18 protein-coding genes are annotated in these 19,374 nt (G+C 42.9%); 4 read left to right on the top strand and 14 right to left on the bottom strand.

Annotated elements, in window-relative coordinates:
- Positions 1–6: 6 nt before the first annotated feature.
- The 3 genes from MKY54_RS05555 to MKY54_RS05545 form a co-directional block, all read right to left on the bottom strand.
- A complete protein-coding gene (locus MKY54_RS05555) occupies positions 7–984 on the bottom strand; it encodes a ring-cleaving dioxygenase (protein WP_076130617.1) in 978 nt (325 codons plus the stop codon).
- A 298-nt stretch (positions 985–1,282) separates the two neighbouring features.
- Positions 1,283–2,491: an MFS transporter gene (locus MKY54_RS05550; protein ID WP_036676501.1), complete on the bottom strand. Its 1,209-nt coding sequence runs from the start codon at positions 2,489–2,491 to the stop codon at positions 1,283–1,285.
- Between the two features lie 141 nt (positions 2,492–2,632).
- Complete coding sequence (locus MKY54_RS05545) at positions 2,633–5,923, bottom strand: S-layer homology domain-containing protein (RefSeq protein ID WP_339189863.1); 3,291 nt, start codon at positions 5,921–5,923, stop codon at positions 2,633–2,635.
- 264 nt (positions 5,924–6,187) lie between these two features.
- Here MKY54_RS05545 and MKY54_RS05540 point away from each other — a divergent pair, with 264 nt between their 5' ends.
- Positions 6,188–7,165: a tRNA-dihydrouridine synthase gene (locus MKY54_RS05540; RefSeq protein ID WP_076129221.1), complete on the top strand. Its 978-nt coding sequence runs from the start codon at positions 6,188–6,190 to the stop codon at positions 7,163–7,165.
- Positions 7,166–7,302: 137 nt separating this feature from the next.
- On the opposite strand, the gene groL is transcribed toward MKY54_RS05540, so the two are convergent.
- The 7 genes from groL to MKY54_RS05505 form a co-directional block, all read right to left on the bottom strand.
- Positions 7,303–8,934 carry a chaperonin GroEL gene (gene groL / locus MKY54_RS05535; protein WP_076129222.1) on the bottom strand — a complete coding sequence of 544 codons (1,632 nt, stop codon included), beginning with the start codon at positions 8,932–8,934 and terminating at the stop codon, positions 7,303–7,305.
- 78 nt (positions 8,935–9,012) lie between these two features.
- Positions 9,013–9,294 carry a co-chaperone GroES gene (groES, locus tag MKY54_RS05530; RefSeq protein ID WP_036676506.1) on the bottom strand — a complete coding sequence of 94 codons (282 nt, stop codon included), beginning with the start codon at positions 9,292–9,294 and terminating at the stop codon, positions 9,013–9,015.
- A gap of 512 nt (positions 9,295–9,806) precedes the next feature.
- Positions 9,807–10,574 (bottom strand): twin-arginine translocase subunit TatC, encoded by a 768-nt coding sequence (tatC, locus tag MKY54_RS05525; protein ID WP_076129223.1) that lies wholly within the window; start codon positions 10,572–10,574, stop codon positions 9,807–9,809.
- A gap of 143 nt (positions 10,575–10,717) precedes the next feature.
- The gene (locus tag MKY54_RS05520; RefSeq protein WP_036676510.1) at positions 10,718–10,960 is read right to left on the bottom strand and encodes a twin-arginine translocase TatA/TatE family subunit; all 243 of its coding nucleotides are present in this window, start codon (positions 10,958–10,960) and stop codon (positions 10,718–10,720) included.
- Between the two features lie 139 nt (positions 10,961–11,099).
- The gene (locus MKY54_RS05515) at positions 11,100–11,585 is read right to left on the bottom strand and encodes a MogA/MoaB family molybdenum cofactor biosynthesis protein (protein WP_036676512.1); all 486 of its coding nucleotides are present in this window, start codon (positions 11,583–11,585) and stop codon (positions 11,100–11,102) included.
- 85 nt (positions 11,586–11,670) lie between these two features.
- Positions 11,671–12,141, bottom strand: a complete 471-nt coding sequence (moaC, locus tag MKY54_RS05510; RefSeq protein WP_076129224.1) for a cyclic pyranopterin monophosphate synthase MoaC — start codon at positions 12,139–12,141, stop codon at positions 11,671–11,673.
- Between the two features lie 3 nt (positions 12,142–12,144).
- Positions 12,145–12,780: a 5-formyltetrahydrofolate cyclo-ligase gene (locus MKY54_RS05505; protein WP_076129225.1), complete on the bottom strand. Its 636-nt coding sequence runs from the start codon at positions 12,778–12,780 to the stop codon at positions 12,145–12,147.
- A 433-nt stretch (positions 12,781–13,213) separates the two neighbouring features.
- Here MKY54_RS05505 and MKY54_RS05500 point away from each other — a divergent pair, with 433 nt between their 5' ends.
- On the top strand, positions 13,214–13,345 hold the full coding sequence (locus tag MKY54_RS05500) for a hypothetical protein (RefSeq protein ID WP_339189862.1): 132 nt from the start codon (positions 13,214–13,216) through the stop codon (positions 13,343–13,345).
- Positions 13,346–13,467: 122 nt separating this feature from the next.
- Here the strand turns inward: MKY54_RS05500 and MKY54_RS05495 are convergent, their stop codons facing one another.
- A complete protein-coding gene (locus MKY54_RS05495) occupies positions 13,468–13,674 on the bottom strand; it encodes a transcriptional regulator (RefSeq protein WP_339189860.1) in 207 nt (68 codons plus the stop codon).
- Positions 13,675–13,795: 121 nt separating this feature from the next.
- On the opposite strand from MKY54_RS05495, the gene MKY54_RS05490 reads away from it, so the two are divergent.
- Positions 13,796–13,924, top strand: coding sequence for a hypothetical protein (locus MKY54_RS05490; protein WP_339189858.1), 129 nt, complete (start codon positions 13,796–13,798; stop codon positions 13,922–13,924).
- Between the two features lie 574 nt (positions 13,925–14,498).
- Complete coding sequence (locus tag MKY54_RS05485; protein WP_339189857.1) at positions 14,499–14,735, top strand: hypothetical protein; 237 nt, start codon at positions 14,499–14,501, stop codon at positions 14,733–14,735.
- Between the two features lie 175 nt (positions 14,736–14,910).
- On the opposite strand, the gene MKY54_RS05480 is transcribed toward MKY54_RS05485, so the two are convergent.
- From MKY54_RS05480 to MKY54_RS05470, 3 genes are all read right to left on the bottom strand, one after another.
- Positions 14,911–15,798, bottom strand: coding sequence for an HNH endonuclease (locus tag MKY54_RS05480; protein WP_339189856.1), 888 nt, complete (start codon positions 15,796–15,798; stop codon positions 14,911–14,913).
- Between the two features lie 756 nt (positions 15,799–16,554).
- The gene (locus MKY54_RS05475) at positions 16,555–17,055 is read right to left on the bottom strand and encodes a hypothetical protein (protein ID WP_339189854.1); all 501 of its coding nucleotides are present in this window, start codon (positions 17,053–17,055) and stop codon (positions 16,555–16,557) included.
- Between the two features lie 282 nt (positions 17,056–17,337).
- Complete coding sequence (locus tag MKY54_RS05470) at positions 17,338–19,041, bottom strand: ATP-binding protein (protein ID WP_339189853.1); 1,704 nt, start codon at positions 19,039–19,041, stop codon at positions 17,338–17,340.
- Positions 19,042–19,374 lie beyond the last annotated feature (333 nt).

Below are 19,374 nucleotides of genomic sequence, written 5' to 3'. Positions count from 1 at the left end.
CCTTCTTCACTCTTTCACAAAGTCGATCGTACTTCTAACGGTATCAATAGGACGGACTAACTTCTCAATTTGCTCACGTTTAGGTTCCAAGAAAGGTGGCAAAGAAAGCTTCTCGCCAACGGTCTCATATTCCTCATCTCCCATAAATCCTGGCCCGTCAGTGGCAAGCTCAAACAATATTTGTGGTGCAACACGTGTATACAACGACTCGAAGAAGTGACGATCTACATATCCTGAAGTTTGGAATCCAAAGCCTTCAAAACGCTCTGTCCACTCGTCCAGCATCGCACGATCCTCTACACGGAAAGCAGCATGGTGAACAGTCCCTAAACCTTGGCGTGAATTCGGTAAGAACTCATTATGCTCTACAATAATTTGTGCACCGTTTCCGCCTTCGCCAACTTCAAATAAATGATACGTCTCTTCCTGAGCAATTTCTTTAAACAACATCACTTTCTCCAATACTTCTTTGAAGTAGTTGAAATCAGCAATTCGTACAAAGATCGGTCCCAAGCCAGTTATTGCATACTCCAAAGGGATAGGTCCTTTTTGCCACGGTGTACCTGATACGACACCTTTATTCAATTCATCTGAAATAAGTTGATACTGTTGATCATCGAAATCTACGAAGGATAATGTCTTTTTGCCGAATTGCTCTTTAATGCCGGTATGCTTCACTGCAAGCCGATCAAAACGCTTAACCCAGTAGTCTAATGAAGCATCTGTTGGTACCCGGAAGGATGTTTTCGCAATCTCGTTAGTTCCATGAACCCCTTTAGGGATGTTAGGAAAATCAAAGAAGGTCATATCTGTTCCGGCGCTGCCCTTATCATCTGCAAAAAACAAATGATACGTCTGAATATCATCTTGATTAACTGTTTTCTTCACTAGACGCATACCTAACACGTAAGTAAAAAACTCGTAATTTTTCTCTGCGCTGCTTGTGATGGCTGTAACGTGGTGAATCCCTTTTAAGTTTCTCATTGTTATACACTCCTAATGTTTAGTTGATTTTGACTCCTAATATAATTCCCAAGAACAAAAAGGTTTAGTTTAATTATCTTAATGTTAAGATATCACTTAAAAAAAAGATCTTTTTCTACTGTACAAGCTCTTTGGTGGATAGCATCGAGTTTTTTATCTTCACTTTAAATATCTTTAACTTAAGATAAGTTTAGCACTGAATCTGTAGGAAGTCAACGCTTTGAAGCTTTCCATATAAAAAAGGCTCCACACAAGTTCAATGAACTCGTATGAAGCCGGGATATTTTATATCATCTCATTAGGTTAAGTTATGATGCTGAGTGATGACCGCTGCTTGGCTTTGATGATCCATCTTATAACATATCAACGTAATCACACAGGCCAATATCGCCAGGATGGCAGCAGCTACAGGAAGAGAGATTAATCCTCCATGCCCGGCAACCACTCCACCGATCGCGGACCCGCCTGCAATTCCCAGGTTTGAGGCTACTGGATTCAATGAGGCAGCAAGATCCTTCGTTTTTGGTGAGAACTGCTTAGCTAAGTCAATCAAATAGAGCTGCGCAGGGGCGCTCACAATACTCGACATCATGGCTAGAGCCATTAGCACAATCATTCCTAGAATGGAAACAGATGCGGTCATACTAAAGATAACATAGACCACAGCTTGGATAAGGAACACGAATCTCAGCTTACTAACCGCATTCCCGGTCGCAACCTTGCCACCAATCCAGTTGCTGACAATCGTGGCAATTCCGTATACAAACAGCACACCGCTAACCGAGCTTTTAGGAACGTTCATGACTTGCTCCAGAATAGGCGTAATGTAAGTGTACATCACAAATACGGCTCCCACTGCCGTAACCGGAATGAGAAATGCAAGAATAATGCGGCCGTTTGTGAGCAGTCCGATCTGATCCTTGAGTGAGCTAGGCACAGGTTTCGGTAATTGGCGTGGAATATAGATATAATTTAGGACTATGGCAACTCCAGCTAATATCCCATTCAGAACAAACGCTGCTGGCCAATTAAAAAACTGCCCGACGAAAGTACCGATCGGCACACCAAAAACATTCGCAATAGCAAAACCACTCAAAATTGTAGCAATCGCTTTGCCTCTCTTCTCCTGATCAACCGCTTCATTCGCTACCGTAATGGCTACAGAAAGAACAAAGCCACATAGTATGGCAGTAACTATTCTAGTCACCAGCAGCATACTGTAAGTTCCAGTTACAGCACTCCACAAATTTAGCAGTAAAATCAATACAAGTGATACAAGAATCGTAATCCGTTTCGGAACACGGCTGCACAAGGACATCATAATTGGTGTGCCAATGGCATAAGAAATCGCGAAGCCAGATACCAATCCCCCGGCTGTCGCAAGCGTAACTCCGAGGCTTGAGGATATTTCAGAGAGTAAACCAACAATAATATACTCTGTCGTACCCAGAATAAAAGCCATAAAAGTAAACGAGAAAATCAATGCGTTCTGACGTGTTGTTTTCATGGTGCTCTCCATCCTGTTTATCTCTATTTTTATATGAACATACCTTACTCATAATACTCATTTAGACTATATTGAGCAATCCTATTTTTCATAAAAAAGAAGCTTCCCACAAGTTCAAAGAACTCATGAGAAGCTTCTAGTTTAAGCCGGTGGCAAAATAATTAAGGTAATGACTTGTTCCTCGGAATAAGATCTGGCTGTTCCAGGTCCATCCGCATCTGCTTTGAACTTAATGAGATAGGTCCCGGGTGCCGGCATCACTTTATTATGAAGTTCAAAAGCGATATCCGAAACACCTATGTTACTTCCTGTGAAAGTTAACGTATGCCCATTATTGCTAATTTGATCACTCGTCGGATGTGTCCATCCACTAATGGTATAATAGTCGTTTGTGGTAAAGGTAATGCCTTCCAGCGTTACCTGAATTTCAGCATTCGTAAAGCTTTCTCCGGAGAAAAAGTCGAAGCGAATGCGCGATTGTGTAGAACCCGTTATCAGTTGTTTTGTTTTTGAACCGCCGCCTCCGTCAAAGCCATATATAGAGCTAGTAACCGTAGGTGTGGTCAGAACACCATTAACAAGCTCAATCGTAACCGCATGTACAGCGTTCTTCGTTGATTCATTATTGGATGAATCCTTAGCGGTAATCACGAAACGATACGTTCCTGCGTTCAGATCCCCAATATTGGCCGCACTCACAGCTCCGTCTGCTGCACTAGTGCCTAATGCGAGGGCTGTTCCTAATTCGTCGGCATCTACTTCACCGTTCTCATTCGCATCCGTCCACAGGTAGGCTTGTACCGCTGCTCCTTGCTCCCCGATGGCTCCCGCTAACCCGCGAAGCTGATCTTGTGTCCCGTTGTAGTTGTCGATCGCTTCGAACTTAGTTGCGTCCACTACTGGTGCACTCGTATCCGGAACTTCGTTTTTGCTTAAGGTCACCGTAACCGCATGGGCAGCGTTCTTCGCTGATTCATTATTGGATGAATCCTTAGCGGTAATCACGAAACGATACGTTCCTGCGTTCAGATCCCCAATATTGGCCGCACTCACAGATCCGTCTGCTGCACTAGTGCCTAATGCGAGGGCTGTTCCTAACTCATCGGCATCTACTTCACCGTTCTCATTCGCATCCGTCCACAGGTAGGCTTGTACCGCTGCTCCTTGCTCGCCAATAGCTCCCGCTAACCCGCGAAGCTGATCTTGTGTCCCGTTGTAGTTGTCGATCGCCTCGAACTTGGCTGCGTCCACTACCGGTGCACTCGTATCCGGAACTTCGTTTTTGCTTAAGGTCACCGTAACGGCATGGGCAGCGTTCTTCGCTGATTCATTATTGGATGAATCCTTAGCGGTAATCACGAAACGATACGTTCCTGCGTTCAGATCCCCAATATCGGCCGCACTCACAGATCCGTCTGCTTCACTGGTGCCTAATGCGATGGCTGTTCCTAACTCATCGGCATCTACTTCACCGTTCTCATTCGCATCCGTCCACAGGTAGGCTTGTACTGCTGCTCCTTGCTCGCCGATGGCTCCCGCTAACCCGCCAAGCTGATCTTGTGTCCCGTTGTAGTTATCGATCGCCTCGAACTTAGTTGCGTCCACTACTGGTGCACTCGTATCCGGAACTTCGTTTTTGCTTAAGGTCACCGTAACCGCATGTGCAGCGTTCTTCGCTGATTCATTATTGGATGAATCCTTAGCGGTAATCACGAAACGATACGTTCCTGCGTTCAGATCCCCAATATTGGCCGCACTCACAGATCCGTCTGCTTCGCTGGTGCCTAATGCGATGGCTGTTCCTAACTCATCGGCATCTACTTCACCGTTCTCATTCGCATCCGTCCACAGGTAGGCTTGTACCGCTGCTCCTTGCTCGCCAATGGCTCCCGCTAACCCGCGAAGCTGATCTTGTGTCCCGTTGTAGTTATCGATCGCCTCGAACTTAGTTGCGTCCACTACCGGTGCAGTCGTATCCGGAACTTCGTTTTTGCTTAAGGTCACCGTAACCGCATGGGCAGCGTTCTTCGCTGATTCATTATTGGATGAATCCTTAGCGGTAATCACGAAACGATACGTTCCTGCGTTCAGATCCCCAATATCGGCCGCACTCACAGATCCGTCTGCTCCACTGGTGCCTAATGCGATGGCTGTTCCTAACTCATCGGCATCTACTTCACCGTTCTCATTCGCATCCGTCCACAGGTAGGCTTGTACCGCTGCTCCTTGCTCGCCAATGGCTCCCGCTAACCCGCGAAGCTGATCTTGTGTCCCGTTGTAGTTATCGATCGCCTCGAACTTAGTTGCGTCCACTACTGGTGCACTCGTATCCGGAACTTCGTTTTTGCTTAAGGTCACCGTAACCGCATGTGCAGCGTTCTTCGCTGATTCATTATTGGATGAATCCTTAGCGGTAATCACGAAACGATACGTTCCTGCGTTCAGATCCCCAATATTGGCCGCACTCACAGATCCGTCTGCTTCGCTGGTGCCTAATGCGATGGCTGTTCCTAACTCATCGGCATCTACTTCACCGTTCTCATTCGCATCCGTCCACAGGTAGGCTTGTACCGCTGCTCCTTGCTCGCCAATGGCTCCCGCTAACCCGCGAAGCTGATCTTGTGTCCCGTTGTAGTTGTCGATCGCCTCGAACTTGGTACTTTCAACCATAGGTGCATTTGTATCTGAATTGCTGCTATGCTCACTTTGCGAAGGGGAAGATCCTCCAACAACAGGAGTAGGCACTGTTACCGGCTCTTTACTCGGTTGAGCAGTTGGGGTGGAGGCGGGCTGCTCAGTGTTTCCGTTCTCCTTAAACTTCAGAAACTTAGAGGCTACTAGAGCTACGGCCTGACGATCTACTTTGGCATCAGGATTAAAAAGATTATTATATCCGGTAATCAATCCATATTCCACAGCAGCAGCTATAAAATCTTTGGAATAATCAGCAATTTGGCTACTATCAGCAAATTGCAAAGTTCCAGCTTTACCCGTAGGATTGACCCCCAATGCTCTCACGAACATGACGACCATATCCTGACGTGATAAATTTTGCCCCGTACCGAAAAGATTACTGCCTGTACCCTTAATCAATCCGGCTTTGACAGCTGCCTCTACATAGCTGTATGCGTAGTTGCTTGTGGGAACGTCCAGAAAGGTTGGCAGTGCAGGAGGGTTTGAAACATCCAGCTTTAATGTCTTTGCTAAAATAATTGCAAAATCCTGCCTTGTAATATTCGACGTAGGATAGAACTTACTCTCTCCGACACCAGTCACTATCCCCTGATCGAATAGCTCAACAATCGCTTTCTTTGCATATGAGCCATCAATATCAATAAAGGAAGCCGCTGCCGATCCTTTGGTCGGCATAATGATAGGGCTTGATAATACAGCAGCAGCCAATATAGAGCTTATCCATTGCTTTTTGTTCACTTGCTTATCCCCCTGTTCTTTGGATGCGTTATGTCGTTTGTCTATAATCGATTCGTTAACACGATTCGACTTTATATTACAAACTTTTCATCTACAGGATTATAACAAGTATCAATAAACAGATTATAAACAAATAGCCGTGGATGAACATTCTCATATCATTGATTCTGTGCATCAAACGAAAAAAAATGATACTATGTATGATGGGTATAGGACTTTGCTATCCTTATATCGTTTTTATATATTACAACAAGAGGAGATAATATGAGTAACGAACAAAACTTTTGGCTTGATTTACCGAAGCCGTTTTTTATATTAGCGCCCATGGAAGATGTCACAGATGTTGTATTTCGGCACGTCGTTAGTGAAGCAGCGAAACCCGACGTATTTTTCACAGAATTCACAAATACAGAAAGCTATTGTCACCCTGTAGGAAAAGACAGTGTACGTGGTCGATTAACGTTCACAGAAGATGAGCAACCGATTGTCGCTCATATTTGGGGTGATAAACCCGTATTTTTTGAACAGATGAGCATTGATATGAAAAAACTTGGTTTTCGTGGTATCGATTTAAACATGGGGTGCCCAGCACAAAACGTCGCATCGAATGGAAAAGGTGCTGGATTAATAAAACATCCTGAAGTTGCAGCAGAAATTATTCAAGCAGCAAAAGCAGGTGGATTGCCGGTTAGTGTTAAAACAAGATTAGGATACTCTGATATTGACGAGTGGCGCGACTGGCTAGGACATATATTGAAACAAGATATTGCGAACCTTTCCATTCACCTTCGTACAAAAAAAGAGATGAGTAAAGTAGAGGCACACTGGGAACTAATCCCTGAAATAAAAAAATTACGCGATGAAATTGCTCCAAATACGTTGTTAACTATTAATGGAGATATTCCTGACCGCGCAACAGGATTAAAATTAGTAGAACAATACGGCGTTGATGGAGTCATGATTGGCCGCGGCATTTTCACCAATCCATTTGCCTTTGAAAAAGAACCTAAAGAACACAGCGCGAAGGATTTTCTCAATTTACTTCTTTTACAGTTGGATCTTCACGATAAATATTCAAATGAACTCGAGCCACGTTTATTTAAACCACTTCTTCGCTTTTTCAAAATCTATGTTCGTGGATTTAGAGGCGCAGGCGAACTAAGAAATCAATTAATGGATACAAGATCAACTGATGAAGTACGTCGTTTAGTAAAAACTGTTTTAGAGCAAGAATTAGATTAAATTATACCCACAAAAAAATGAGAGACCTCTCAAAAGTTCAATGAACTTATGAAAGGTCTCTCATTTTTGTACTATGTGGTCAAATGGTGTTTCCTCTCAAGGAAACTCATCATCGAATTGCTTCGATAATGATTTTCTTACATCATGCCGCCCATTCCACCCATGCCGCCCATATCAGGCATGCCGCCGCCTTTTTCAGGCTCAGGCTTGTCAGCGATAACTGCTTCAGTAGTCAAGAACATAGCCGCTACGGATGCAGCATTTTGCAGCGCGGAACGAGTTACTTTAGCAGGGTCAACGATACCCGCTTCGAACATGTTCACCCATTCACCAGTAGCAGCGTTGTAGCCGATACCTACTTCTTCTTTTTTCAAGCGGTCCACAATTACGGAACCTTCTTGACCAGCGTTAGCTGCGATGGTGCGAATTGGCTCTTCCAACGCGCGAAGCACGATGTTAACGCCTGTTTTCTCGTCGCCAGTTACGTCTACAGCAGCAACAGCGTTATATACGTTCACAAGAGCTGTACCCCCACCGGATACGATACCTTCTTCAACCGCTGCGCGAGTTGCGTTCAGGGCATCTTCGATGCGAAGTTTGCGCTCTTTAAGTTCAGTTTCAGTTGCAGCGCCAACTTTGACAACGGCTACGCCGCCAGCCAATTTAGCCAGACGCTCTTGCAATTTCTCTTTGTCGAACTCGGAAGTTGTTTCTTCCAGTTGAGCACGGATTTGGCTTACGCGTGCATTGATGTCCGCTTTGTCGCCGCTTCCGTCTACGATTGTTGTGTTTTCTTTAGTTACGCGTACTTGACGTGCGTTACCCAGTTGTTCAATGGAAGTGCTCTTCAGATCAAGACCGAGCTTCTCAGTGATCACTTGGCCACCAGTCAGGGCAGCGATATCTTGCAGCATAGCTTCACGACGGTCGCCAAAGCCAGGAGCTTTAACAGCAACAGCGTTGAATGTTCCACGCAGTTTGTTCACGATCAGCATAGCTTGTGCTTCGCCTTCGATATCTTCAGCGATAATAACAAGCGGTCTAGCTTGTTGAACGATTTTTTCAAGCAATGGAAGAATTTCTTGAGTGCTGCTGATTTTTTTATCAGTGATCAAGATGTATGGATTCTCCAAAACAGCTTCCATTTTATCTGTATCAGTAATCATGTATGGGGAAATGTAACCACGGTCGAATTGCATACCTTCTACTACTTCAAGCTCAGTAGCGAATCCACGGGATTCTTCAACAGTGATAACACCGTCTTTACCTACTTTTTCCATAGCTTCAGCGATCAATTGACCTACTTCATCGTCAGCAGCAGAGATAGCAGCTACTTGAGCGATAGCTTGGGAATCTTCGATAGGCTTAGCGATTTTTTGCAATTCTTCAACAGCTGCACGAACCGCTTTGTCGATACCTTTACGGATAACCATTGGGTTAGCACCAGCAGTTACGTTCTTCAGACCTTCGCGGATCATAGCTTGAGCCAGAACCGTTGCAGTTGTAGTACCGTCACCGGCTACATCATTAGTCTTAGTAGCAACTTCTTTAACCAGTTGAGCACCCATGTTCTCGAATGCATCTTCAAGTTCGATTTCTTTAGCGATCGTTACACCATCGTTAGTGATGAGTGGGCTACCAAATTTCTTCTCAAGCACCACGTTGCGGCCTTTTGGTCCAAGTGTAACTTTTACCGCGTTTGCCAGAGCATCTACACCACGAAGCATAGAACGGCGAGCTTCTTCACTGAATTTAATTTCTTTAGCCATTGTGTAATTACCTCCTAGAATTTTTTGTATATCATATTACTTTAAGTAGTTTAGATTTAGCTTATGATCGACTCTTGCTTAGTCAAGAATCGCGTGAATGTCGCTTTCTTTCATAATCAAATATTCTTTACCTTCATATTTGATTTCTGTTCCTGCATATTTTGAGAAAAGAACACGGTCGCCTTCTTTAACTTCAAGCGCTACACGTACTCCATCTTTCAAAGCTCCGCTGCCTACTGCAATAATAGTTCCTTCTTGTGGCTTTTCTTTCGAGGAGTCCGGAAGCACAATCCCGAATGAAGTTGTTTCCTCCTGCTCGCTCGGTAGCACCAATACGCGTTCACCTAATGGTTTGATCATGAAAAAATAGCCTCCTTTAAAATTATGTTATTTTGCTTCAAAACATAGTTTAGAACTTACCGGTCAAGCTTAGAATGCTGTGATGTTCTTGAAAAATATCAATGGAACCCTGCTAATCTCCAGCCCATCTCCTATTTTTCAAGAGCGTTAGCACTCAACAGCGTGCAGTGCTAACAACAATTTTTATGATACTCAACTTGAGCCCGGATTTCAAGTCTTTTTACACAAATTCGTATTAGTTTTCGCAAAAAAATACGTTTCAATGCTTGTCCAAGCACACACTCTATTACATTGTATCCACGGGTTTTGAAAATATGCGTAGGATTCCAGCGCTTTCCTCTCACCCCTTATAGATATGAACGTTGCTAGAATGGTTAGACCTTTGCATCTAATGATCCTGATCGATCGATAACAATTACTTACTAAGTGTATTCAATCCAACTAATGAAATCAACTTATAGCAAAAAAGCTGCCACATTCGTAGAAAATCTACTTAGCGGCAGCCTCTCTCCTCACTCCTGCTTCTGAACATACCGTTCATCCCGTGCCGCGTCCGCAGCAAGTTGCTTGCGATAGACAAATGCAGATAAAAATACACTGAACTCATACAAAATGAGCAGTGGAATCGTCACCAGAAAGTCTGAGATAAAATCCGGGGGCGTGATAACTACAGCAATAAAAACAAGCGTGAAATAGGCGTACCGACGCATTTTACGCAAGCGTAGCGGGTTGAGTACTCTTAGTTTGGTCAGAAACATCACCAGCAATGGAAGTTCAAACAGCAATGCCAGCGGCAATACCAGGCTGAACATGAAGTTAAAATACTGTGCAATCCCGTAGGTCTCTTCCAGTCCCATGCTTCTGGTAATTGAGATCGTGAACGAAAGTGCCATTGGAAAAACAATATAATAAGCAAAAGAAAGACCGATAAGGAAAAGAACAAACACATAGGGAACATAACGAAGTGTCGCACTTCGCTCCTCCGGCCGCAGGCCCGGACTGATAAATGCCCACAGCTGGTAGGCAATAAACGGGACAGAAATCACTAGCGAAACGGCCATCGCGATCTTCATGTACATCCCAATGCCATCCCAGAATGAGAATGCATGCAGAACAAAACCTTGCGCCAGGTCCGTGCTAATCAAATAATCGTAAATGGGCTTTGCACAAAATAAACCGCCAATTAATCCAAGGACAAATACGACTAACACATAAATAATCCGTTTGCGCAGCTCGGTGAGATGATCCACCACCGACATTTCTTCCGATTTCAGAGACATCCAGACACCATCCCATGACAAGAGTAAAAAAGATAACACTAACTTTCTTCAAAGCAGTGTCCGTTGCTGCGGAAAGCAAAGAAAAAGGGGCGTCTCCTCAAGTCTAGTAGACTCCTGAGAATGCCCCATTGAAAGATCTTCTATTATTCCGGCAGGCGTTTGTCCTGAGGAATATCTGCAGCGACCGTTTGCGGGGCCGTCGGCACAGGAGCTTCGCTCTTCTTCACCGGTTCATTATCCCCGATGATTTCACGCGCGCCTTCCTTAAATTCACGGAAGGTTCGTCCAACTGCACGGCCTAGCTCTGGCAGTTTATTTGGGCCAAAGAGCAGAAGTGCCAGTATGACCAACAAAATAATACCAGGAGTACCAATTCCACTAAACATTATTATTCCTCCTTGTCCACCTGTCCGTTCATGGTATCGTTTACTTTAATTTAATAATACCATAACTTATGTCACAGTTACATCCACTTTCTTCTATAAATAGATTATCATTGTGACGTGACAAGAAGATGACAAAGGGTTATTGACGGTATTGGCCAGTTACCATGAGCAGTGCTTCCGGTAATTGATCCATAATAGCTGCCAGATTCTCATGAACACCCTTCGGCGTTCCAGGTAAATTGACAATCAACGTGCGACCGCGAATGCCGCATATCCCACGAAAAAGCATAGCTGCACGGTTTTTTTGCATCACTGTGCTTCGCATGGCTTCTGAGAGCCCAGGCACTTCCCGTTCTACTACTCGCCGAGTAGCGTCCGGAGTTACATCACGAATTGCCAGATCTGTGCCTCCGGTGGTCAGTACCAAATCTGCCTGAAAATAGTCCGTCAGTTCAATCAAGGCTGCGATAATCTCATCTTGTTCATCGGGAACGATTCGATATTCAATGATCTCGCCACCTAGTTCCTCTTCCACCAGCTCCCGAATAACCTGGGCGCTCGTGTCTTCCCGTTCGCCCCTGGCCCCTTTATCACTGGCCGTTAGGATTGCTGTCTTCCACGCCATAGGTTTGTCCTTCCTCTCTATATGTATAGTTGGCTGTACAGTTCAGCCTGCTCGCCTCAGCGCTTCGAACAAAAGCAGCTGATACTTATTCGAGCGCATAATCTCCGTTCTTGCCCCCGCTCTTAGATACCAGAAGCGTCGGTCCGATAATCATATCCTTCTGAATAGCCTTACACATGTCGTACACCGTTAGTGCTGAGGCAGAAACAGCGGTTAAGGCTTCCATCTCTACTCCGGTTTTTCCTGTAGTACGGACTGTTGCTTCTATATAAAGTTCATCTTCGCTGTTATCGGAGAAGCTGATATCAATACCGGTAAGTGGCAGCGGGTGGCACATCGGAATCCAGTCTGACGTCTTCTTAGCCGCCATAATCCCGGCGATCTGTGCAACAGCAAGGACATCACCTTTGCTGATCTTGCCACTCTTAATGGCGCTCAGCGTTCCAGCAGCCATCTTGATCATACTCCGCGCGACAGCTGTCCGCTTCGTAATCTCCTTCTCACTCACATCCACCATACGAGCTCTTCCCTGCTCGTTGAAATGGGTCAATTCCATGGCTCACTCTCCTTTTCGGCAGTGCACTATACCATTTTCAGTAATCAGCATGTCCATTAAAGCATCATGCTCATCCATCGGCACCCTTGGAACCAACTGCATGCCGTAAGCTAACCCGATCCATATCGGGGGCTGTGCGCTAACGTACCCGGCTTTCTCCCAAGACGCACGTAGCCGGTCATAGTATCCTCGACCGTAGCCAAGCCTGCCGCCTTGAAGATCAAATGCTAGCCCTGGTACGAACACAACAGCAGGTAGCTTAATCTCTTCAATCTCTAATAAATCTCTGCTGGAGACAATAGGTTCATGGATTCCATAAGCCCCCGGCTCTAAATCGCTCCATGCATTCACCGCGTGGACACTCATTTCACCACTTGCTGGAATTACACGCGGCAACAGCACCTTACGCTGATCTTTCCACGCCTGTGTGATAAGTGGGCGGGTATCAAGCTCTGAACGAAAAGACACATAGGCCATTAGTGAAGTTATACCCTTCGTCTCCAGCCACTCCAATGCATAGTGGCAGACTTCAGATGATAGTTTACTTCTCTGGTCCGAAGACAGCTCGTTTCGGGCGATGGTCTTCTCCGTTCGTAATTGTTGCTTTACTTTGGAGATCTCCGACTCCTTGCTGGACATTGTCGGCCTCCCCCTCTTATTCATCCCTAGCTTATCCTTGTTTGTAAATCCAGTTTACCACTCTTCTCCCCGGTTCGCCAAGGTGGATAGAACTGTGTTATCGGACTAGGTCGTTATTCCCTCCTTACATTAGATCGAACCCTCGCTTGGGAAACGCTTTTCATGTAAACTATAGAATAATTTGTTTCCAGTCATCCCCTGACTTGAGGTAAATTAGGATAATCGTTGCTATATATGGGGCTTGTTATCTTTCGTTTAGGGTAACTTGGGGCTAGTTGAGGCGGGTATATGTACATTCCGTCCCCAATTTGTCCCCATGGGGACAGAACAAGGAACGGTTCCCTTGAGGCTGATAATTATTTAAACTGAAGAATTAACGCTTGGTGTTCGTTTCCGTATAACAGCTGGTTTCAACACTGAGAAGATCGGTCTCATGCTAGCGAAAGGAACGCAAACTGTCCTGCTCGACATTGGCGAGCTTTTACTCATTAGTGAGCTGCCAGAACGTATAGAACCCACACCGGAGGATCTGCTGCCTCCAGGGTGGGAAGGATTCGAGGTATAAACCCACAAAAGCCCTGCTACTATAATGGTCAGCAGGGCTTTATTGTGCTTCATACTATTGTAGGATTGATTACAGATAAACAAGAATTTTTCCGAGCAACAAAAGAGCCGTCTGGGATATCCTTACAGCGGCTTTGCATTCTCACGTTTTATCTTCTCTTCAATAGCTTCTAATATAAAGGCGTTACGGCTCATATCCACCGCTTTGGCTGCGGCATCGATACGTTCCCTGTCACCCTTCTTTACCCATAGCTTTACTTGATCATAATTTGCAGCGTTGTATTTATCCTTCGCCCGGGTTGATGCCTTTCCTTGGCCTTGCTGTTCCATTAGCCTGTCCTCCTTTTTTACAGAATACCACAAAAAATATACTGTTACCAGTATAAATATCCTTGATTTTATAGTGGTACCAGTATATAATAAAGGTATGGAAAGGAGGTGAACAGGGCATATGAAGGATTGGGCAAACTTAGCAGTCTCCATAGTGAACTTGGCAACGGCACTAGTCCTACTAAAGAAAGCGACGAAGGAGACAAAAGAAAAAGGAACCAAACGCAGCCGTGGCGGCAAACGTAAATAGGTTCCCGGAGAGTAGGAGTAGCACCTCCTGCTCTCCACCTAATCATAACATAAACGGTTTGGACGATACAATCTGCCGGCGGGCATACGCGGGCGAGATTAGCAGTAGTTATCTGGAGTTTCGGCGGTGTAAGTGAAATATGGGCAACCGAAGACTAACTTTATAATCTCGAACAGTCGAAATCGTTATCAATGGATTTCTTTAAGTGATCAGGGGGCTACGGCCCATTAATATGAAGGAGGAAGCGATATGCTGAACACAATCACCTGGATCATTATCGGGGCGGCGCTGGTCTTGTCTGTGGTCGCGCTGATTAAAGCTCAGGGGCGGCGCTAATGCTGCCCGCACAAGTAAGACTCGCGGAGCTATACCATCTGCACAAGGCAGGCAAACTCACAGCCGACCACGGTCCAGAGTTGATGCAATGCCTAGCAGTCAACGCACGGTATTGCTGGGACACCCTGAAGCTGCAGCAGCTTTTCAATCTGGCCGTATCCACAGAAGACAATGCATGGCTGAATAGCCTCCGTATACGCGAGGAAGCCCTGCGGTTGAAAGGGAGGGTGCCGACTATATGAAATGGGAAGAATTAAAGCCGGGGCAATCTGTACGTATCGATGAGAATCACAATAGCGGATTTGGAGGAAGGTACGGGAGAGTTGTAGCAATTGGCACTTTTATTGGAATCAGCGAACGTATAGGTGCGTTGATTGACATACATGAACCATTATTATTAATTATCGAACCAGAAGCCCTCGAAGAAGTAGATTTGGAGTCACTGCAACCAGGATGGGAAGAAGTCGATTTATAAACAAAAGCCTTGCTACCATAATGGCAAGCAGGGCTTTGTTTGTTATGGTGTTGCCGCTGTGATATCCGACATTTCGTTCCTATCCCAATCCTCGTCAAAATAGCGTGGCTTGGTTCACTTCTGCTGCCGGTCACTCCTGTGTCGCTATTCGCTTTGAATTTTTTTACTAAAGGGATTAATGCTTAAATACACCTTGCCTATGGAATGCTAAATACTTCGCATGTTGTTCCATTACCTCTATTTTCATACTTATATGTACATTAAGTAAGATTCTCCCTATCTCATCTAGAGCATCAGAAATTATAATCGCTCCGTTATCTTCAAAACTAATGTAGCCTTTATCAAAAAGAGCATCGTGAGCAGGACAGAGCAAAAATCCATTATAGATATCTAGTCTTTCTTGATTATTTGATACCCTCCATGGCTTAGTATGACTGGCTATCAGAAAATCGGGGTTGCTTATACCGCAAATTCTACACTTACATCCAAATTTCAACAACTTCGTTTTAAATAGGCCCTGACCTATTCTTGTTTTCACAATTTGTTCTTTCTCGGTTGGATCTAAACTGGAAGGCAACTCATTTTCAATCTCAATTATAATATCTTCCTCACCAGGTCTTGTAAGACCTAATAAATCTAACAAGAAATTCGCAAACTCCAGAGAGATCTGATAAAGGTATCCTTGATTCCCACCACCCTTAATATTAAAAGGAGCGTATCTTGGAGCCTGAAGATTGCTTATATCTTCTGTATAGTCACTATATTTTATCGGATTATTGACTCCAACATATTTTCCTTTTACATACCAACCATGGTTTCTCCAAAGCTCGTTTTTATCAAGGCCAACTGGCTTCTCTTGCTCTTTACAATCTTCAAGTGCAGTAATAACATCCAAAAGCTGACCACCTACACTATTGAATATTAAATCGCCTTTTTTCACATTAGTCATTGCTGTCCAATGGTGAAACGTCCTACCATCATTATTTTTAGTTGGCGCCCAAAGAAACCCGCCTGATCGTTCTTCATCGTAACTTGCATTTTGAAAAACAATAAAATGATTCATACCATCACGCCCTCTCATATTTCAAAATTTGTATTATTTTATAATAATTAATATCACAATCTCATTAACTGAATTCGACAATATAACTGAAAATCCTCGCTAGCAATGCATTACGATTGCGAGCCACATGAGTCCCACAACGTTCTATACAAGTGTAGGAACGCGACATAATCATTATAAAGTTCTATAGGGCTCTACAAAAACTTCTTTCCATGACTGTAGAAGAAATAATGATAGTAAAATGTCATGAACATCTTCATGTGAGTAATCCAGGTATTTTATATAGTTTATATCCATAAATAACCCCCTATAATTGGATATAAGTTTCGACTCAGTTAAAAGAACTCCTGCTTATTTGGCAGGAGTTCTTTTAGGCTTAAGACATTATATTAACTCGGTCGTTACGAATCATATTGAAGTTATGTCTACAGATGGGACATATTAAATCCGAATGTGCAGGTGTAGCTGGATGAATTTGATTTAAAAGTGAGTCTTGAAAGCAATGATACAGTGCCGACTCTGATAGAAATGCTTTTTCTACTGTTTGGAAAGAGTAGTATTCAAAATATTCTGCTGTATACAAATACGGATGATTTAATAATCTACGCTGTAAGTCTGTATCTGATCTACCAATATATATTGGAACGATTTCACCAAGCTCATATCTGTACAGAACATAAGTTCCTTTGCATCCTTCAGGTATTAGTGCTCTAATTAGCCAAGGCAGCATCTTATATAACCGAGTTGTGTATTTAATCATATTGCCAACTTTAATACAGCGACGTATTTGAACCTTGCTCTGCTCACTCGAGTTCTCATTGTACCTATTGGAACATTATCACGAGCTGCCATTTCTTCTGTATTGTAATCAAAGTATAAATCTTTGATTATAGATTTTTCACTTTTATTGAGTTGTGAATTATACAATTCGTCCATTAGCTCAAATTTCTTATGGTCAAATGAATTATCAACTGAAACCTTAAGCTTAATAGGTGTGTCTAAGCCGGCTAGCTCAGCTTTTTCCTTTAGAAGATTAATTCTACCGCGAATCTTCTTACCGGCACTACCCATTAAATCCCGTACAATTACTTTGGGATCCCCTTCTTTTTCTGGTTTTTGTAGAAGATAATCCAGCGCTTGTTCAATTCGTTCAAGCTTGTAACTACCTTTATCATACTTAATGGCGTTATCTCGCATACGATTCAACAATAAATATGCATCAATAACAGATTGACTCATTTGATTTTTTTGGCTCATAATAACCATCCTTTTCTCAGTGTTGCTATAACACTGATCGCGATTTTTTAGAGAGCACTATTCATATACATTTATCCTATTACAGCTTCCGTCATCCGATCGGCTGCTGTTAAGAAAAACATACCATGATTTCCCATGATGTTCAATTGCTTATGATGGCGTATTTCCGGATATTGTTTACTTTAATAGCCCTTCATAATATATGGGGTGTGAACCAAGAAAATATTACCACAAATATAAACAAAAAAAGAAGCTGCATCTCATTAAAGATGCAGCTTCTTTTTAAATAGTTTTTAATGCTTCCCGAACGTAAGCAGCTGTAAAGTAACCCCACTGTGTTCGTAGATCACTATAGGCATCGTCTGGATTTGAATGAAGATTTTCAGCTTTAGCATAGGCCATAAACAAAACATCAATAGCAGTTTCAACTTTTCGGGCTATTTCCACAATTTCTTCAGCATCAAGCTCACTTTTATTATTTGCAACCTCTTTTAGCGGATCATAAATTTCCTTAATAAATGGATGTCTATGGTTTATCTTAACAATTGCTCTTCCATTAAGATGAGTTATATCAAACAATTCTTTGCCAGGCCAAGATGAGTCAACTAGCATGATCGGACGTTCTTGTATTTGCTGTTTTATAGCATTAGCAAGTTCTTGATTATTATTAACTCCGACATCCTCAAGGAGATCATCGATGATTTCTTGTTGCTCATTTAACGGTACATTCATACCAGCTCTTCCTGGAAGCGAAACCTTTTCTGCTTCTGATACTGCATTGAGTGCATTTAAGTGATCGAGCTCTGTTTTACGATTCTCATCTTGAGTCTGCGTAAATGTAAGGCTAATTTTTTTTCGTGCTTCTTTAATCGGTTTCACAAGTAAGTCTTTAATTTGCTGTTTCAGTTTTTTTACTGGCTCAGCACCCCTTTTAACATTCCTTACCTGGAAATATTCATCCAAATGTGCAGGAAAGCTAATCTCAATTCCAATAAATCTATCGATATTTTCAATCCTAGAAGGGAACAATCTTGGAATGACATCATAATATATTTCTCGGCCGTTTCTAAGAATACTTACGTATCCATCACGGTCCTTTAAATGAAGATCCTTATATTTCGCAGCAGACCTTTGATATCCACCGTCACCTTTCACTTTTCTTACAGCTTCAGGTAAAAGAGTCACAGTAGTAACAATCTTGTGACCGTCTAATTCTATCTCAAAACAATCAATTACCTCGGAGGGAAAATTATGTGGTCCTAAGACCTTTAATGCTCGTTCACTTTCCTTAAGAAATAGAGGGTCATAAAGATCAATAATCTTTCCGTCTAACTCTATAGTTAGACCCTGCTCTAGTTGTACACGGTAAGCTCTAGCTAAAAACTTCAATAACTCTTGAGTTGCTTCTTTTGCAGAATTACCATATGTGCTTTCATTTACAAGACGATCAATCTTTGACCAAATGATTAATGTTCCTGTCTCAAACTCATTATTATCATTCCATCTCATTAAATCTTTATATTCTTGAGGAAACGCAATGATTTTCTCAGCAATAATATGTGTTTGACTCCCCACAGCAATCAAGTCCAAATCCAAAAATGCATGATAATAACTATCTTGACCATGAGCTTTTGAAAATATATCGATACGTCTTCCTTGGCTAAGAGCAGCTACCTTCATACCTACACCGAAGCGGCCAAATCCACTTCTTTGATTGTACCTTGTTGAAAAGCCAATCATGAGTGTCTTTGCCAAAATATCTGGAGTAATCCCCCTACCATCGTCAGCGAATATGATCTTGTTAATATTTTTTTCATCATTTTGAAAAGTCTTAATTTTGATAATTTTTGCAGCTGCTTCAATTGAGTTATCGACGATTTCACCAGCAGCAGTAGATAAGTCAAAACCTGAATCACGCCAGCTTTCTAATGCCTTATCGACTTGGAAAATATCAGACTCCATTAAATCTACATTTGATTCAACCATTATAATTTCCTCCTGTTTTAGTTGAATTAGCCCTTGGTCTAACCCAACCTTCTTTGTGAGAAGCAAACTTTTCTGTTCTCAAGATATCTCTGTTACCCTGATGTCTTCATTTGCCTCTTCATTATATATGGGGTTTGATCGAAAAAAACATTACAGTTCACCTGAAATATTTCCCCACTTATTTATGCTTTCGATAAACAATTACGATCATTGCAAACACTCTCACCATATGTAAACGAATTAACACCTGAAAAACTATTGCATAGAGCAAAAATTAACAAAAAAATATTCAAAGTACTTGGAACGGTCATTCTTCTAATCATTGCTTTATGT

The sequence above is a fragment of the Paenibacillus sp. FSL P2-0121 genome (assembly GCF_037975345.1).
GTDB classification, from domain to species: Bacteria; Bacillota; Bacilli; order Paenibacillales; family Paenibacillaceae; genus Paenibacillus_AQ; species Paenibacillus_AQ odorifer.
Note: the sequence above shows the minus strand (reverse complement) of the source record. Positions and strands in the feature narration are given on the sequence as shown.

Coding starts and splice junctions, on each gene's coding strand:
- MKY54_RS05555 (WP_076130617.1), bottom strand. CDS start 984: ATGAGAAACTTAAAAGGGATTCACCACGTTACAGCCATCACAAGCAGC.
- MKY54_RS05550 (WP_036676501.1), bottom strand. CDS start 2,491: ATGAAAACAACACGTCAGAACGCATTGATTTTCTCGTTTACTTTTATG.
- MKY54_RS05540 (WP_076129221.1), top strand. CDS start 6,188: ATGAGTAACGAACAAAACTTTTGGCTTGATTTACCGAAGCCGTTTTTT.
- groL (WP_076129222.1), bottom strand. CDS start 8,934: ATGGCTAAAGAAATTAAATTCAGTGAAGAAGCTCGCCGTTCTATGCTT.
- groES (WP_036676506.1), bottom strand. CDS start 9,294: ATGATCAAACCATTAGGTGAACGCGTATTGGTGCTACCGAGCGAGCAG.
- tatC (WP_076129223.1), bottom strand. CDS start 10,574: ATGTCTCTGAAATCGGAAGAAATGTCGGTGGTGGATCATCTCACCGAG.
- MKY54_RS05520 (WP_036676510.1), bottom strand. CDS start 10,960: ATGTTTAGTGGAATTGGTACTCCTGGTATTATTTTGTTGGTCATACTG.
- MKY54_RS05515 (WP_036676512.1), bottom strand. CDS start 11,585: ATGGCGTGGAAGACAGCAATCCTAACGGCCAGTGATAAAGGGGCCAGG.
- moaC (WP_076129224.1), bottom strand. CDS start 12,141: ATGGAATTGACCCATTTCAACGAGCAGGGAAGAGCTCGTATGGTGGAT.
- MKY54_RS05505 (WP_076129225.1), bottom strand. CDS start 12,780: ATGTCCAGCAAGGAGTCGGAGATCTCCAAAGTAAAGCAACAATTACGA.
- MKY54_RS05500 (WP_339189862.1), top strand. CDS start 13,214: ATGCTAGCGAAAGGAACGCAAACTGTCCTGCTCGACATTGGCGAGCTT.
- MKY54_RS05495 (WP_339189860.1), bottom strand. CDS start 13,674: ATGGAACAGCAAGGCCAAGGAAAGGCATCAACCCGGGCGAAGGATAAA.
- MKY54_RS05490 (WP_339189858.1), top strand. CDS start 13,796: ATGAAGGATTGGGCAAACTTAGCAGTCTCCATAGTGAACTTGGCAACG.
- MKY54_RS05485 (WP_339189857.1), top strand. CDS start 14,499: ATGAAATGGGAAGAATTAAAGCCGGGGCAATCTGTACGTATCGATGAG.
- MKY54_RS05480 (WP_339189856.1), bottom strand. CDS start 15,798: ATGAATCATTTTATTGTTTTTCAAAATGCAAGTTACGATGAAGAACGA.
- MKY54_RS05475 (WP_339189854.1), bottom strand. CDS start 17,055: ATGAGCCAAAAAAATCAAATGAGTCAATCTGTTATTGATGCATATTTA.
- MKY54_RS05470 (WP_339189853.1), bottom strand. CDS start 19,041: ATGGTTGAATCAAATGTAGATTTAATGGAGTCTGATATTTTCCAAGTC.